This window comes from Undibacterium sp. Xuan67W (assembly GCF_049340165.1).
Classification (GTDB): Bacteria; Pseudomonadota; Gammaproteobacteria; order Burkholderiales; family Burkholderiaceae_D; genus Undibacterium.
In genome coordinates, this window is record NZ_JBMPPN010000002.1 from 293,720 (window position 1) to 311,456 (window position 17,737).

Sequence of the window (17,737 nt, forward strand, 5' to 3'; positions counted from 1 at the left end):
GAAACCTCACTCCTGATATTTATCCATCAGCCTTTTTAATTCTCCGTTCGCTTGCAGTACGTTGAGCGCTGTACGAATTCTCAAGCGATCCCTGTTTGGCACATACTTCGACGTCGCCATATACAGTTTTTCTGAGAACTGTAATTTGTCAATAAGTCTGACCTTGTTTCCCATGCCAGCTTTGAGAATATCAGTTTTGATACCGGGTGAACGATGGCAATAAAAACGCCCGCGGCCAGCCAGTAATTTTTTTAAGTTAGACAAGGGAGTTGTTCCGCCCGAGTCGATTGTCAGTCCGCCTATATCCTCAAGAATGTCAACGATACCAAAGCCATGCATGGTGAGAATGATACCGTCTTTACCTAGCTTGCGGATATCGTCCCAGCTATTAACCTCAACGCTGTCATCTGTGCGTGCTGCGAGTAAATAATTGACGGTAAATAGCGGCGTATCAATAAACTCATAGATGGTCTCAAAGCGCTCGATATGTTGTACACCGCAAATGACATCGAGTGCTCCCGATTTGAGGTTGTTGTCAATACGTGCGCGTGGTTGCCACGCCTGATCGCCACTAAATTGAATAGTGGGATCTATTTTTTCTATGGCACGAAAAATATCGACACAAAAACCCGTGATCGTGGATTTGCCATTGTGTGTTGAAACGATAAATTTTGGTTCAGAAGACTCTTGTGCCGCAACACGAAACAGCGTCATCTCGATTGCATGTGACTTCCCGGACGAGAGAGTCGCCAGTAATAAAAAAATCCATAATTTCATGAAAACCGATTTGATTCATCTCGCCAGATAAGGCGCTCTGTAGGTGGCTGTTGACGTTAGTTTGAATACGCTAACGACGTTGAGCAGGTTGTTTGCCTGATCCTGCATACTTTTTGCCGCGGCGGCGGCTTCTTCCACCAGTGCTGCATTTTTTTGTGTCACATCATCCATTTGTATGACTGCCTGATTGATCTGGTCGATACCGGATGATTGTTCGTTGCTGGCATTGTTGATTTCACCCATGATGTCGGTAACGTGTTTGACACGCTGGACGATCTCATTCATCGTGGCGCCCGCCTGATCCACCAGCTGAGAACCTTCTTCGACCTTGCCAACAGAGTCGGCAATCAGGGCTTTGATTTCTTTTGCTGCGCTGGCTGATCGTTGCGCCAGATTGCGCACTTCGGATGCAACAACAGCAAAGCCGCGACCCTGTTCTCCAGCACGGGCGGCTTCGACTGCCGCGTTTAAGGCAAGGATATTGGTCTGAAACGCGATACCATCAATCACGGCAATGATGTCGACGATCTTTTTTGATGACTCATTGATGGAGCCCATGGTGTTGACAACTTGCTCTACTACCGCGCCGCCTTTAATCGCAACTTCCGATGCCGCATGAGCCAGCTGATTGGCTTGCCGTGCATTGTCAGAATTTTGTTTCATGGTGCTGGTAAGTTCTTCCATGGATGAGGCGGTTTCTTCCAGCGAGCTTGCTTGCAATTCGGTACGGGATGACAGATCCAGATTTCCATTCGCAATATCGGTAGAAGCGCTAACGATGGTGTCGGTGCCAGTGCGCACTTCATTGACGATTTTCAATAAGCCGTCATTCATGTGTTTAAGTGCTTGCATCAGTTGCCCAGTTTCATCTGACGAATGGATTTCTATTTTGCTGGTCAGATCGCCGTCCGCTACGCTTTTTGCCAGATTGACCGCATTGTTCAGGGGTCTGGTGATGCCCAGCGTTAAGTACCATGCGCAAATCACACCGAAAATAACGAAAACAAAAATCAGAGAAACGACCAATATTTTGCTACTAGAGGCAATATCATCCACATTTTTGCTGAGTTTATCTACTGACTCTCTTTGGAATTCGAGATAATCAAGCTCACTTTTTTGATATGCATCGGACATCGGCTTAAATTGTTCAAACAGTTTCGCTACCTCATCCGCCTGTTCTGCCTTTTTTGCGGTGCTGATCAGATCGCGGGTGGTGATATATTGTTTTCGGATCACAATAATTTTTTGCAGCAGATCCTTTTCAGCTGATGAGCTGATATTGTCCTCCATATATTTCTGGATCTCGTTATTCCGGGCTGAAGAACTTTTTATATCTGCTTCAAAAAATTCGGCGAGACTGGGATCGGTGCTTTTGACAATCGCTAGCGTACGTTTCAGGCCCGAAACAGTAATGCGATACCATTCTTCGGTAAGCCGCTCTTTTTTCAAGGGCTCTTGCATCATTTCTCGAGTATTCGCCGCAACTTCATTTAAACGCCATAGACCGATGCCGGATGACAGAGTGGCCAGTACTAAAACTAATCCAAATCCAACGCTGAGACGGGTACCAATGGGTAAATTGCGAATAGTCATTTACAACTCCATGGAAGTAATCAAAGTGCGAACTATATGCCAATAACGAATCCGTTTTTTCTTGGATTGCGTTGAATTTTTTTGGATTTTTTTGCTAAATTTGTCTATTTTTTTGTTGTAGTTTTAAAGCGTCGAAAATAAAAACGTTTAGTAATCTGATTTAGAAAAAAGTTCAGAATCTCTACCAACTCAGTAAATTTGATCGTAAAACGTTCTTGGGGCCGGATAATGCAAGATGTTGACCCTATTCTCATATAGGGTGAACCAAGTGAATAAAATGGCAGTTTTTTAGCCTAGCCTCATACAACCTAAAGTTAGTTGAATCTCTATGAATAGGCAAGAAATCGTTGGCTTTTGTGGTGAAAGAGACGTTCTTTCGTTGCTTCATGAGTTTTCTGTCTATTGTGGAGAAAAGCGTGGACACAAACTCCAAAATGCGCGAGGTGTACATTATCCATTTAAGGCAGAAAGACAGACAGTTTAGTTTGTTAAGGCAAGGCTACTAGGGGAATTGTGACTCGTCTCCGGCCAATGAGAGAGTGGTCGATTTCCTCTCTAATTTGTTCCAGCAGTTTCGCTTTGTCATCACGATAAAAAATATTAAATGACTCGAAAGGAATCATGCGCCCATCCTCTTGGACCATGTGGACGCATGACTTTTTCAATGCTCGAATGTCGAGCGACTGCGCATCCATAAATTGGACGATCAGTATCCGGAACACATTCTCGTAGGTGAGAGCGACAGGGGTCTCGATTTTTGGTAGGCAGCACATCAATTCGGACAGACAATTCGCAGACGACTCTGGCGAGTGATTGGTCGAAAATAATTTGAACAGATGCATTTTTAAATTTTCATCCCGTTCAAAGACGATGGTGCTTTTTTCACCTGCTAATATGGTTTCAGTATCAAGATAGCGAGTTAAGGGGATTGTTTCCTTATCGAGCTTTAAGGCATAGGCCATCGCTAGTGTGTCGGGGTTGCATGGGACAGGTAATACGTCTTCTTTGGAAAATAGGCCCGATTGTTCTGCTATCTTTTGCCTTATCTCGGATACGGTGAGCCGATTATGTCTGGCGTCGTAATTATCTACGCGACCAGCATCTTGTATTGGTTGCAGGGTTACACCGCGGACGCATGGTTGCTTGACTGCGTACTTGATGATGTCGCCGATTTCATTGTCGTTCAAACCTTTTTTCAGGGTGACGACTAGTGTCGTAGAAATATTCGCTGCATTCAGATTATCTATGGCATCCCGTCGGATACGGGTGAGATCAGCGCCGCGTAAAACTTTTAAAGCGTCTGGTCGGAAGGAGTCAAACTGCAAATAAATCTCTATTCCCGGCGCGTAGGTGGCGAGTTGTTCGACAAATGCTTTATCCTGCGCGATACGTACGCCATTAGTGTTGACCATGACATGTTTGATCGGACGTTTTTTTGCTTCATCGAGTATAGTAAAAAAATCGGGATGCAAGGTCGGCTCGCCACCGGAGAATTGTACAACGTCAGGTTCACCTTCATTCTTTACGACTGCGTCCAGCATCGCGATGACGGTATCTAGCGATTTATGGGTGGTACGGTGTGTTCCTGATTCGGCATAACAGACAGGGCAATTCAGATTGCAGTTGTCAGTAATTTCTAGTACGGTCAGACAGGAGTGTTGCATATGATCCGGACACAAGCCGCAGTCATAAGGACAACCGTAGTGCATCTTGGTCGAGAAGTTGGCCGGCATCTCAGGCGGCTTCACATAGATCTCACGGCACAGCTTGTAGTAGTCGACATCATTGGATATCAGGACGCGTTCAGCGCCATGGACATGGCACCATTTATCCATAAAGACCTGGTCGTCTTTGAAGATAATTTTCGCTTCCACAGTGCGCAGGCAGGTAGTGCAGACCGATTGAGTGGTGTCGTAAAACAGGTAAGGCCGGGTTTTGCGTGTCATGGTTTGTTTGCTTGTGGTGGCGCTGGAATTTGTTGTTCTGAATCGATGGCGACCTGACGCAGACGTGCCATCTGGCGCTGTGCTTTTTGCCAATCGTCTGCGCTCATCAAAGGCTGCAGGTCTGTTGTTACTTTTTTTGCCGTAGCATTATCGGCTGGCATCATGAGTATCCAGGACATCACATCGATTTGCGCCTGAGCAGGTGCCGATTTTGGGATTGGAAAAATACTTTTGATGACGTAGGCATTTGGGTGCTGGCAGTGAATAATGCTGCGGGCTAACCAGAGATCAGCCTGATTTAGGTCCTTTTCTATTCCACGTCCTTCGCGGTACAGTTTGCTCAGTTCATAAGCGGTTACTGCGCCTGCATTGCCGCCGGAGGCTAGGGAAACGATGCAAGCATGCGTCGCGGATTGCTTGAGTAGGCTAAGGCCACGGTCCGGCTGTCGTGGCAATTGTTCGGGTAACAGCGTATTCCAGCGATAGCCATCCTTGCCGGTTAATAAAAGTGATCCCAGAGCGTATTCGGCGACAGCATATTTTTTCTCAGCAGCCTGTTCAAGCAAGGCAAGCCCGGCCGGAATATCTTGACGAGTGACACTGGAGCCGCCTGTATATTCCAGTCCCAATCTGGTGATTGCCAGGAGGTCACCTTTGGCTGCATCTGCTTTATAGCTGTCGATGATTTTTCTCTGCTGGTCCGCATATTTTTGCTGCGCCTCTTTTTGTCTTGCGCTATCAATCAATGACGAGGTAATGCATCCAGTACCGCCGATCAGGCTAAGAGCGATCAACAACAGAGCGATGCGCGAATGTTCAGGTTTGGGGAATTGCATGATGTTCCAATGCTTGAGATTGTTTGATAACCAAAGGAAGGTAAATCAGGAGGGCAAGCAGGCAGATACATTGAATGCCACTGAGTCCAAAGCCATAGTCGTAAGGAACAGGCTTAATTGCATCAATGGCGAAGCGCCACGCCAGATAGCCAGACAGATAAAATTTAAACAGCAAACCGGGTTTGCCTACCCATCGCTTGCGGGACATCAGCAGAGCCCCTCCGAATAACGCGGCAAATAGCATGTCATATAGCTGCGTTGGATGGCGACTGATTCCATCTCCAAAATCGATGCCCCATGGCAGTCCGGTCGGATTGCCGTAAGTACCGTCATGCAGTCCGGCGAAAAAACAGCCGATGCGCCCGACAATGGTGCCAGCGACCAGCGGCAAGACAAACTGGTCACCCGTTGATTGGGTGAGGCCATACATTTTCTTTGTTAGTTCAATTCCTATCAGTCCGCCAAGCAAACCACCAACAATGGATTGTCCCGACATCCAGGCAGTCATGTCGATGGAATACTGTGACCATAAATGCGGAAACTCCAGCCAGAACACCAGTTTATTGCCCATAGCCGCACCCGCTATGCAGCCGATCATCACTGCATATGAACCGGTTTGCAGCATACTTCCAAGGCCGTATTGCTGCCGCTGTTGTCGATATAACTGCATGCCAGTAGCAATGGCTGCCCATTCGAAGAAGAGGTGAACAAGGTGGGCATTGCTAACGGAGAGCGGGATGAATGTCATTCAGTGAGGCGACTATGATTTAATTTGGTGGGTTTGTGCTTTTCCAGAGATTCCGGATAAGCCAAATGAAACAAGCACTGGTCCCTATGCCAGCCAAGCCTAAGAGAATAATGAGGATACTAACGCGGATATCAGTTGCAGTAGACTGACCTAAACCCTTCATGCCCATCCCGACGCCAAACACTCCACATAGTCCAAAACCTATCATCGGAATCAGGCAAACAATGATGCCAACAATTTTCAGTAGTTTATCCATAGTCACGCTTATAGGCGGCAAACGTTAGTGCGACGGAGTATTTCATCGCAACAGTGATGTTTGCATAGTATCAAAATAGCTAGAGTGTGGTAAGGCAGAAGAGCGTACTCATTACATTCGTTCATTCATCAAATACGAATCCAGTTGGTAAATCAATTCGCGGAGATATCCCGTTCTTTAGTGTTTGCTGAATCAGCGTGGTCGCCCATCTGGGGGGATGCGTCGTTAGATCTCAGCACTAGCCGGAAGATTCCGATTCGACTTTCACACAATGATGATGCCGCAGCACGATATTTCGTACTCGTTTTCCTGTTAATTTAACAATTTGTTAAAAAGAGTACTAGCAAATTACATTACACTCCGCTCGCGCCTGAGTTTTTTTAAAAAAACACTCAGCGAAATACGGAGTTGCCGTACCACTCAATCCCATCAGGGATTCGACTCGAAGACTTCCACCACCTGCTTTGTACAACCTATCGGCGCCCGCTTTGCGCGCGTGAACAGGAAACCATGAATACTAAAGTTTTTTACTCTCACGTTATTCGCGCTGTTGACTTTTGCATCGGGTCGACCAATTGGCGAGAGAAGGCTACCGATAACCTGAGAATTTTTTTAGTATCGGTTTTGTTATGTGCCGGACACGCACAAGCTCAGGTGGTGGCAACTTCCGTGACGTCGGTGACAGATTTAGGCCGCGATCAGATCGTCAATGTCAGCATTGACTGGTCCCGTACGACGACAGCCACCGGTGACAAGATCACGATGCCTATTCCGGCGCAGTTGACTGCCAATCCGCCTACTCCGCCGGCCGGTTGCACCTACAACGCACCCAATATGGTGTGCAATGTCCCAGATGGTATTTCTGGTGATGGTGGCACGATTAGTTTTTCTGTCAAAGGTTTGGCACTTGGCGGTTTCAATTTGACGGCGACGGGTACATCGCCTCCCGCAGCTACCTTTTCTGGAACGGTCCGTAGTACCGGCGATATTGTGGTCGGCAAAGCGAAGACTTCCCCGGCTGGTAACGGTATTACTGGTGGAGCGGTTGTATTTACACTGACACCAAAAATTACTTCTGGTGATGATGTTCCCGCGGGCGCATCGATTGTGTTGACTGATAATCTACCGGGCACATCAACGGATTATGCGTTGAGTTCTGTTAGCTTTACCGGACTTACGCCTGTTTGTAACACGGCGGCGAATGCTAACTCTACGCGCACACTAACGTGCACGTATAGCGGCGCTTTTACCTTGGCACAGTTGAATGCCAGTTCCATTGTTGTGACCGGAATACCTGGCAACAATGGCTCGTTTACAAACACCGCGTCAGTTATCTCTGGTAACAATAATTATTTTGATGCGGATCCTTCCAACAATGTCTCTAACGTCAATTATGTTGTTGATCCTGGGACGGATGTGCAGGCCCTCGGCAGTTTTCCTTCAGCTGCCCAGATTATTGGTAGTGCACAGACATTAACACTGACATATAAAAACAATGGTCCGCTGAACAGCCCATCTGGTGGGATTGTAGAAACGATCATACCGGCAACATTCACGATTGGCGTCTTGCCATCAGGCTGTACGCAGACTGCGGCGCAATCATTAACTGTTGGCGGGACAAGTTATAACGGCACTTTGGTGAGCTGTACTGTTGGCGCCCTCAATGTAGGCTCTCAGCAAAGTTTCAGCATCCCCTTGACGGCGCCTGCTTCACCAGAGGCATCCAGCTTTCCGGTCGTTGTCTTGACGCCTCCCGGTCGCGCTGATGCTAATACTGCCAATAACAGTATTTTGTTGCCTTATCAAATAGTGAACCCCTTCGCCGACTTGCGTGCGTCTAAAGGTAAGTCGCCTGGCGGACCACAGCCATCAGGTACTATTGTGACTACCACATTGACTGTACGGAATGACGCCGCTAGTCCGAGTGCCGCTTCTTATGATGCTACTCATCCATTGCGTATTGTTGATTATGCGCGTCCAGAGGAGGTTGATAGCGGTGTGATATCCGGTGTTACTGCTGGATGGGTCTGCGCTGTCAGTGCGGGCATTGTACCTCCGGCTTTCGTTGGTGACGTCAATAAGACGACTCGAATTGCTTGTGAAAAGGCAGGCCCAGGCAGCCTTGCAGTTGGTGCTGCCGATACGGTCAGTTTTACTTCAACCATTGCCTCGGTTGCTGCACCGATAGAATTGACTGACCGTGCTTGCACCGGATCGCAGGCGTTAGCAGCATTGGGCTTGGCTGACACGAATGGCCCGCAACCTCCCGATGGCGGTCGTACTGGTAATGATTGTGCTGACGCTGGAACCGGATTGATTGCGACTCCCGTAGTCTCCGGTAAAGCGCAAGTCAGTATTAAAAAAGAGTCCTCTGTCGATAACGTTAATTATTTTGATCTGGTTGCTAATGCTCCGACACTGAGCGGCGCGGCGCCAACCTTGTACTGGCGCATGACGGTGACAACACCCAGCGTCGCCGATAACGCGATACAGGAAACTATTCCTACTTTGCGCTTGACCGACAATATCCCGGGCGTAGTAAATGTCGTGACGACAGGTTCTCCGGCACCGAGTTTTCAGACGCCAGCGATCACCGTGACGACCACACCGAGCACTTTTGGTAGTTGTCCAAATATTGCGGCGGGGAGCTCTGCCCTGACATGTAATTTTACGAATGTTCCGCCGAATACGACGATTGTGATTGAGGTACCGGTGTCGCGTGCGCTGAGCGGCGGTACACTGACAAATACGGCCACATTGACCTCGCCGAATGCGATTCTGAGTGCATCAGCTGGCGGTCAATTGAATGATAATGCGGCTGTCGAAGTTGTGCCACAAGTAGACGTTGCACTAACGACTAAAACGGTGACGCCAGCTACCCCATCTGTGGGGCAGATTATCACCTTCACAATTACTGCACAAAATCTGGGCTTAGCTAATATCACCGGTGCAGGACAATTTACGATCACCGATACCCTAAACACAGGTGTGCCAAATTTAGCGGTGCCTGCCTATGATGTGATCAGCGTTACACCCTCTAATCCCGCAAAGATCAGTTGTGCTGCCAGTAACATCGTGACGGGTGCAATCAGTTGTACTAATACGGCGCAGATTAATCGTTATGAAACTCAAACTATCAGCATCCAGGCACGTATAAAAAAACCAGCGGGGCTTGGCGGTGCGGCTAACAGCGTGTTGTATCCAGGCGTTGTCAATACTGCTTTTGTCTCCCTTGACCCGAGCTACTGCGAGTTTAAAACAGAAACATCAACCAATGGATTGCTTTCCGCTGCTTGTAATGACGCAGCGTCATCATCGAATAATAGCAAATCGGTCAGCTTCGATATTAAAGTACCTGCCATCGATTTGCAGCAAGGTAAGGTTGCTGTATATCCTGCCGGGCAAACGCAGTTTTTGATCGGTGATCAGTTACGTTATCGCTTCAGCGTAAGAAATGCAGGCCCCTCCCGTGCAGAAGACGTGGTCATGACCGACATTTTGACGGTGCCTGCAGGGTTCTATATCTCGATGGCGGCAGCTATGCCTGACAAACTGAACCAGGCTGCGGCCAGTTCTGGTTATGCGCTGGCCAGCAAGGCTGTCGTTTGTACACAAGCCGGTGCCGACGCCAACGTCATCTGCAAACTGGATGCCGTTGTAGCGAATAGTTTTCTCGATGCCGGACAGGAAGTGAACTTTGAGATTGCAATGGATATGACAGGGACGGCAACTGGCCCTGTCACGTTCGGCAACAAAGTATTTGTGTGTGCTGACGAAACCAACGTATATGAGAGTTCAGGTAAGTGTTCTTCCGATCCTGCATTGGCGGGTAATAATCTTGCTGCAGTAAATAACGTTGTATTTCCTAAAGCAGATCTGGAGGTTGTCAGTAAAACGACGGTAACACCAACGCCGGTAGATATTGCACAGCCTGTTGAATACAGCATCGTTTTGCGCAATAACGGTACAGCTACCACGCCAAAGATGCGCCTGGTAGACACTCTGCCAACTGGATTTGAGTGGATCAATACAGGGGCGCAAATACCGGTTGCCTCTGTCGCTGCAGGAAGTGCAGCCACCTTAAGTGGTGCTCTGGTCGTGAGTAATGTTGTACCCGCCAATGGAACGGACAATGTTTGCTTCATATCTAACGGTATCAATGCCGTTACAACATTGGCGCAGCAACAAAAAATCACTTGCGATATTGGTGGTAATTTTCCGCCAGGTGCCGCCAATACAATTACGCTGAAACTATTTGCACGTGCAGTCCCCGATTTGTATGACGGCTCTGCACCGAATGCGCCTTACCTGACGAATCGCACCAATAGCGCCAGCATTTTTCCGGGTAAAGATAGTAACGGTGATGATGTCGCCGTCGATGGTAATCCGAATAACAATACAAAAACTGCTACGGTCCAGGTACAGAATGCCAAAATTGCAGGCCGTGTATTTCTTGATTTGAACAACAACGGTGACCAGGATGGTACGACCCTGATCACGGATCAGGGCATAGGCGGTGTCACGCTGACTTTGACCGGTACGGACAAATACGGCAATGCAGTTTCTCGTGTAGTTACCACCAGTAGCGCCGCTGCGGGACCTGGTTCTGTGCGCGGAGACTATTTGTTTGAGAATCTCTCTCCTTCTGATGCCGCCGGTTATACGATTGCAGAGACACAGCCTGCTGCCTACGGTAACGGCGTAGCACAAGGAAATACTGCTCGTGCGATCCGTAACGCAACAAGTACGAACGTCTCACCGAGTGGTGCTAGTTACAGCACTAGTAACACATCGACGAGCAGTGTTATTGCCGGAGTTGTGCTGGCAAGCGGCGGCAATGGTGTTCAGTTTGATTTTCCTGAAATCCAAAAACCATATTTGTCAGGCTTTGTTTATGTCGATACAAATAATGATGGAAATAAGGATGTAGCAGAAACTGGTATCAATGGCGTCACAATCAACCTGATCGGTTGTGGCGCAGGTGCTAACGGCGTTCTGGACACGGCTGGTCCGATCGGTGCTGGTCCGGTCGTTTGTACCGGTGACGATAAGCCTGTCAGCAAGACAGTAGTTACCGGAACTGACTCAACATACGGCGCAGGCTTTTATCAATTTGCTTTGGACGAGCCAGGTCGCTATACCGTCATTCAGCAGGTGGCTCAGCCCGTGGTAGCTGGTGTCACAACTCTGCGCGGCAAAACGACAGCAGGAACAGTCGGTCTGGTAACTAGTCCACCAGGTGCCAATGATGGTGGTAGTCGAGGTTTTGTGAACACATCTGGTGTGAGTGTTGGCGGTACGACAGGTGTCATGAATGAAATTAATGCGACTGTCACGGCTAGTCAATTACGCGATGTCGTGATTAATAATAGTGCGGCGGTATCGATCAATAATAATTTTGGTGAAATTCTTCCCGCTAGCATTGCCGGTGTCGTCTATACCGAAAAGGGTGCTTTAAATTCCAACTATACACAGGGCGGGGACTGGCCTTTCCCGGGAGTGAGTCTGACATTGACTGGCATCGATGACCTTGGACAGGCCGTCAACATGACGACCACCACAATGGCAGATGGCAGCTATGCTTTTAATAATCTGCGCCCGGGGACCGTGTACCAGGTTGTCAAAACGAATCCGTCTCCATCGATTATCAATGAGGTCGGCGGTGCCTTTCCCGGCAAGGATGCCGGAAACCTTGTACATGGCGTCCGTATTAATGACAATACGATCAGTTCCATTACTCTGGTATCTGGTACGGCAGTGAGCAAGACCAATTTTGCGGTCACCAACGGGCCGGAACCGTTTTCTCCGCCTTCTTTTAAAATCGTCAAGAGCCATAGCGGCGATGTGACTGCGGACAAGTCAGCGACATATATACTCAATATCAGCAATGTTGGTGACAGTGCCAGTACCGATGTGCTGAACATTAGTGACTTACTGCCGGCAGGCATGAGTATCAGCAAGCTGAATCCCGTCGTAGCTTCGTCTGGAATCGTCAGCGGTGTCGTCGTCAATGGTCAGATGCTGACATTTAGCCTGACCCCATCAAACCCGATAACTACCGGTCAGACGATCACTATTTCTATTCATGTCGATGTCGCATCTACTGTGACGGGTACTGTCGTTAACTTCTCTGCCATCAGTGGTGGTGGCGATCCGTTTGTAAAAATTCCAGCAGGACCTAACTGTCTCGATGTCACGCATTGTAGCAATGACACCGTGACGATTAGTGCCGCGTTCCCACCCGTCAACAAGCCAGTTCTGAAGCTGATAAAAACGCACATAGGTTCACTTGTTGCCGGTAAATCTGGTGTGTACAACTTGACGATTACCAATAACGGTACTACACCAGCTGTTGGTTTGCTCACGCTCAGGGACATGCTGCCAGCCGGTATGACACTGATCAATACGAATCCTATTGTCAGTGCCGCCGGTATGGTCGATAACCTGACCGTCAATGGTCAGCTTGTAAAGTTTGATTTCACACCAGCGGTTGCGATTGAAGCTGGCCAGTCTGTCACCTTAACGGTGAACGTCAATATCAGTTCTGTCGCAGCGGGTAACGCGACCAATTATGCTAGCGTCAGCGACGATCCTGTGATTGAGATACCACCGGGCCCAGCTTGTACGGATGTCGATCATTGCAGTAGCGATACGGCAGTAATCAAAGGACCTCCGGTATTGACACTGACCAAGTCTGCTCCTGCGACCTTGAGTCTGGGGGGCAATGGCGAGTATGTACTGACGATCAAAAATAAGGGTGAGAGTACGACAGACGGTGTGATGCATCTGATAGAAAAATTGCCGGCTGGCCTGAGCCTAAACGGTGCGATGAGTAGCAAAGACGGCGTGATTTCTCATGTCGTCAGCAGCGGTACGGTTACCGGTGGCGTGCTGGTACGTTTCGACTTCATGCCAACACAGCCTTTGATTGCTGCAAGCGGTAGTGTCAGCATCATCGTGCCAGTCACAGTAGGTGCCACGATGAGTTCTGGCATTGTCATCAATTACGCCTCAGTCGGTGGCGGTGGCGATAACCGCGATAATGGGAATCCTCCGCTTCCTGGAATCGATTGTGCTGACCTGCGCTGTGCCAGTGCCACATCGACATTGACGGGCAAAGCCTTGTTAGCGATCAGTAAAACTGTCAATAAGACGGAAGCAGAATTGGGTGACATGGTGACTTATACAGTGACGGTTGCCAATATTGGCAATTCGTCAGTGCCGCAACCCAGCATCATCGACAATTTGCCAGCAGGTTTCCGTCTGATTGATAACTCTTCTCGTGTGACAGGTGCCAAATTGGTGGCGCTGAAAGGCGCACCAGGTGCACAACTGACTTATGCACTCGACAGCATTGCCGCAGGTAAAAGCGTCACGATTACTTACCGCGTCCGTCTCGGTGTCGGCGCTATGCAGGGTGACGGTGTTAATCGTGTAAATGCGCTATGTCCATTCAATAGCAATCCAAACTGTGCGAATGAAGCACGTGCCAAAGTTAAAGTGACCGGTGGCGTATTCACCAATGACGCTTGTATTGTTGGCGCAATCTATGTGGACTGTAACGGTAATCAGATCAAGGATCAGGAAGAACTTGGCATACCGGGAGTGCGCTTATATGTGGAAAACGGAACATTTCTGATCAGCGATAGCGAGGGTAAATATAGCTATTGTGGCCTGTCACCAAAAACCCATGTACTCAAAGTGGATCAGACGACTTTGCCACGCGGCAGTCGTTTAGTGAGCAGTAGCAATCGTAATGCGGGAGATGCTAATAGCCTGTTTCTCGATCTGAAAAACGGAGAATTGCAGCGCGTAGATTTTATTGAAGGCTCGTGTTCTAACACCGTGCTGGAACAAGTTAAAGCACGCCGCACTCAAGGTGAAATTACCGGCCCTCATGTTGAAAAAAAGGGCGGCAATCCGTTGATCTTTGAAGGTAAGGCCGCTAATTATCCACAGCAGGGCACGGACAGTGCAAGGCAGCGGATTGTCAAGCCTCGTAACGACGGCTTAAGTGAGAAAACTGAGAAAGCTGACAAAGCTGACAAGCCGGTATCACAAGACACAGAGAGCGAACGTGACACACCTGTTCCGCAATTGGATATCAATCAGGGAGCACGTCGTGCGAACTAAGCCTAATTTTACTACCAACTTTGCCATGCATTCCATGTTGATTACCTCACCTGAGGTCTTGCGTTTTACCGTTCTGGCGCTGGCAGTCGCAAGTGCCTTGCCAGCCAGAGCGCAAAGTAATTTTGATCAGTCTTCCGGTAATGCGGTGGCGCTTAATAACAGTAACAGCAATCTGCCATCAAACGCTCCGCGCATTCTGGCAGCGCGCATTGACAGCGTCGATTATGCCGCCAATAGCAAGGTGGGACAGATCCGTGTTGTAGTTGCAGAGAATAGTTTACCGGCCGACGGGCAAACACCAGTACGCTTAGCGATCAGCCTACGTGATCAGCAAGGTGAGCTGATTCAAGGACTGACCTATATCACCATAGAAAGTACCGGCGGACGCATTCAGCTACCTGACGCCAGCACAGATGAATTCGGTTCCGGGAGTTTGGATCAGGACAAAATTACCCGTGGTACGCAGATGAAAGTCATTGATGGCAAAGCGGATTTGTTATTGATCGCGCCTTCGCAGCCGCAGGATGTGACTGTACGTATTACAGCGGGACGGGTCCGTGCTGAGGGTGTGATCAGCTTCTTGCCAGAGCTGCGTGAGATGCTGGCGGTCGGATTGGTAGAGGGGATTATTCGCTTTGACGCCCGCTCACCGTTGCAATTGACCGGGGCACGACGTGACGACGGATTTGAACAGGAGATTCGCAGTTTTGCGCATAGCAGCAGTGACGGTAAACGCCTGAGCGCATTACGCGCTGCCTTTTTTCTGAAAGGAAAAATCAAGGGCGACGCATTGCTGACGATGGCCTATGACTCTGACAAGGATACTTACTCCAAACTGTTTCGCTCTATCCGTCCCGATGACTATTACGCGGTATATGGCGATTCATCGGTACGTGGATTCGATGCCCAGTCGAGCTCTAAATTATATGTAAGGGTCGATAAAGAAAAATCGTATCTGCTTTGGGGCGACTTTACTACCGCCGATGGATTTAGTCAGTTAGCTGGTGGCGGTAAAGTCGCCAGTCTGCGTCAGCGCGATCTGGGTAATTACAGTCGCAGCATGAACGGTATGCGTACTCATTACGATCAAGACGGGATTTTACTCAATGGTTTTGTTACCAAAGATAATCTGGTGCAACTGGTGGAGGAATTTCCGGCACAAGGTATCTCCGGGCCGTTTGCTGTATCCAAACATGATGCAGTATCCGGTTCTGAAAAAGTCGAAATTATTACCCGTGATCGCTATCAGCCTGCTGTAATTTTATCGGCTACGGCATTACAGCGTTATGCCGACTATAGTTTCGAACCTTTTTCTGGACGTATTTTACTGAATCAGTCTTTGCCTTCAGTTGACTTGAACGGCAATCCAAAATCCTTACGAGTCACTTATGAAGTTGATTCGGGCGGCGAAACTTTTTGGGTCTATGGTATTGACGGACAAATCAAAATTGGTGATCGCACAGAGGTTGGAGGTAACTACGTCAAGGATAAAAATCCTTACGCGTCATACACACTTATGAGTGCCAATGCGAGTTACAAGCCGGACCAGTACACCAGTATCGTGACTGAGTATGCGAAAACCAGGAGTGTACTTGGCAGCGGTTTTGGTGCATCAGTCAGTGGTAGTGCCTATGGCCTGCAACCCGCTTACGGTCAGCCCGCGCCTGCTGTGGGTAGTTTGCAAGAAGTAGAGGGTAATGCCTGGCGTATCGAGGCGTTGCGTCAAAGCGAGACCTTGCAAGCACGTCTGTATGTCGGTAAAAGCGATCCGTATTTTAATAATGCCGCAGCATCGCTCACACAAGGGCGGGAAGAAGCGGCATTAAAAATTACCGACAAGCTTGATGATCAATGGACAGCTTATGTTGAGGGTACTCATAGCAAGCAACGCGTTGCCGATGCTTCCCGCGACGCATTCGCTATCGGCGCAAGTTATGCGGTTACGCCAAGCTTAGACATCGATTTGGCTGTCACGCATACGAAAGAAGAAGCAGGTAACTATGCCGGAGCTTTACTTGGTCTTGGTTCGGGTTTGCTCGCCGATCCGCAATCGAAAATCGGTTTTGGGTATGGTTCCAGTTTGATTAATCCCCAGACTGGTTACGGCCTTGATGGCGGTAATTATGGTTTGGCCGGTGTCAGTTATCGCAGTACAGGCATTCGCTTGCGTTCAACATATCGCCTGACGGAGAAGCTTGATGTATTCGGCGAATATGAACATGGCGTAGCGGCAGATCAGTATCACCGAGCCGCTCTGGGTACTGCCTATCGCTTCAGCGAAACGGGTCGTTTGTATGGCAAGTATGAATGGACCACAGGCCTGTCATCACCCCAAGCCAGTAACGGGATTTACGATAGCAATGCCTTTGTATTCGGTATGGACACCGAATATTTACCGAACCAAAAAGTATTTTCTGAATATCGCATGCGCGATTCGTTCAGCGGTGATCAGTTGCAATGGGCGAACGGCGTACGTAATGCCTGGAACGTGAGTGAAACAGTCAAGTTATCAAGTTCGGCAGAATCATTGCGTATTTATCGTGGACAAGCACAGGATGCTTATGCGCTTACGGGTGGCATTGAGTGGCGTCCTGATGAGTTGTGGATGCTTGGTGCGCGTCTGGAGTGGCGACGATTGAAAGATCGCGAGATCACTCAGACTAATCTGGCATCTTCTCCGGCTAGCACCGTTACTTCGCTAATGGCAGGAAACGATAGTTGGCTCAATACGATGACGGTAGCGCGAAAAATCAATCGTGACTGGACTTTCTTAGGTCGAAATTATCTGCTGTACACCGATAATCGTGGCCACACCGGCAACCGTTGGGAAGATAAAGTACAGCTGGGCCTGGCTTACCGTGACACCGATACCAATCGCTTCAACGCACTGGCACGGTATGAATATTGGGTACAGAGAGATAAAAGCGGCACCAATACTTATCTGCCGCCTTACGGTAGCGACGGTATGGGGGGAAATTATCCGGGTGACCCAACCGCTAGTCAGGGCTTTGACAAGCATGTCCTGTCGCTGCAAGGAGAATATCATCCGTCACGCCCATGGTGGCTGGGTGCGCGCACTGCGGCCAAGTGGCAGCGCGATTACTTTGATGGCGGCAATGCGTTTTACAGCGCCTATCTGGTCAGCGGGCGAGTTACTTACGATATTGCCAAACGTTGGGATGTCAGCGGCCTTGCATCTGTAACGTATAGCCCGCAAGGACATGCGTCACAAAAAGCACTGGGTGCGGAAGTCGGTTATCAGCTCCAGAATAATTTATGGTTATCAGCTGGCTATAACTGGCGTGGTTATAGTGACCGCGATCTGACCGGGAACGACTATACCAATCGTGGCGTGTATTTCCGCATTCGTTTTAAATTTGATGAAGACCTGTTTGGAGGGCGCGATACCAAGCGCAATCCATCGCTGGCACGTTAATCTCAAGCATAC

Annotated in this window: 7 protein-coding genes; 2 read left to right on the plus strand and 5 right to left on the minus strand. The window is 48.8% G+C overall.

Annotation, left to right across the window (positions count from 1 at the left end; all coding sequences use genetic code 11):
- Positions 1-6 precede the first annotated feature (6 nt).
- The 5 genes from ACO0LE_RS03075 to ACO0LE_RS03095 all read right to left on the minus strand — a co-directional run bounded on the left by ACO0LE_RS03075 (position 7) and on the right by ACO0LE_RS03095 (position 5,900).
- Positions 7-777 carry a substrate-binding periplasmic protein gene (locus ACO0LE_RS03075; protein WP_422958937.1) on the minus strand — a complete coding sequence of 257 codons (771 nt, stop codon included), beginning with the start codon at positions 775-777 and terminating at the stop codon, positions 7-9.
- A 15-nt stretch (positions 778-792) separates the two neighbouring features.
- Positions 793-2,370 (minus strand): methyl-accepting chemotaxis protein, encoded by a 1,578-nt coding sequence (locus ACO0LE_RS03080; protein ID WP_422958938.1) that lies wholly within the window; start codon positions 2,368-2,370, stop codon positions 793-795.
- A gap of 488 nt (positions 2,371-2,858) precedes the next feature.
- On the minus strand, positions 2,859-4,316 hold the full coding sequence (locus ACO0LE_RS03085; protein ID WP_422958939.1) for a radical SAM protein: 1,458 nt from the start codon (positions 4,314-4,316) through the stop codon (positions 2,859-2,861).
- Positions 4,313-5,152: a tetratricopeptide repeat protein gene (locus tag ACO0LE_RS03090; RefSeq protein ID WP_422958940.1), complete on the minus strand. Its 840-nt coding sequence runs from the start codon at positions 5,150-5,152 to the stop codon at positions 4,313-4,315. The genes ACO0LE_RS03085 and ACO0LE_RS03090 overlap by 4 nt, the downstream gene beginning before the upstream one ends.
- Complete coding sequence (locus ACO0LE_RS03095; RefSeq protein ID WP_422958941.1) at positions 5,133-5,900, minus strand: prolipoprotein diacylglyceryl transferase family protein; 768 nt, start codon at positions 5,898-5,900, stop codon at positions 5,133-5,135. Before ACO0LE_RS03095 ends, ACO0LE_RS03090 begins: the two co-directional genes overlap by 20 nt.
- A gap of 766 nt (positions 5,901-6,666) precedes the next feature.
- Between ACO0LE_RS03095 and ACO0LE_RS03100 the strand changes: the two genes are divergently transcribed.
- Positions 6,667-14,289, plus strand: coding sequence for a hypothetical protein (locus tag ACO0LE_RS03100; RefSeq protein WP_422958942.1), 7,623 nt, complete (start codon positions 6,667-6,669; stop codon positions 14,287-14,289).
- Positions 14,279-17,725, plus strand: a complete 3,447-nt coding sequence (locus ACO0LE_RS03105; protein ID WP_422958943.1) for a hypothetical protein — start codon at positions 14,279-14,281, stop codon at positions 17,723-17,725. The genes ACO0LE_RS03100 and ACO0LE_RS03105 overlap by 11 nt, the downstream gene beginning before the upstream one ends.
- Positions 17,726-17,737 lie beyond the last annotated feature (12 nt).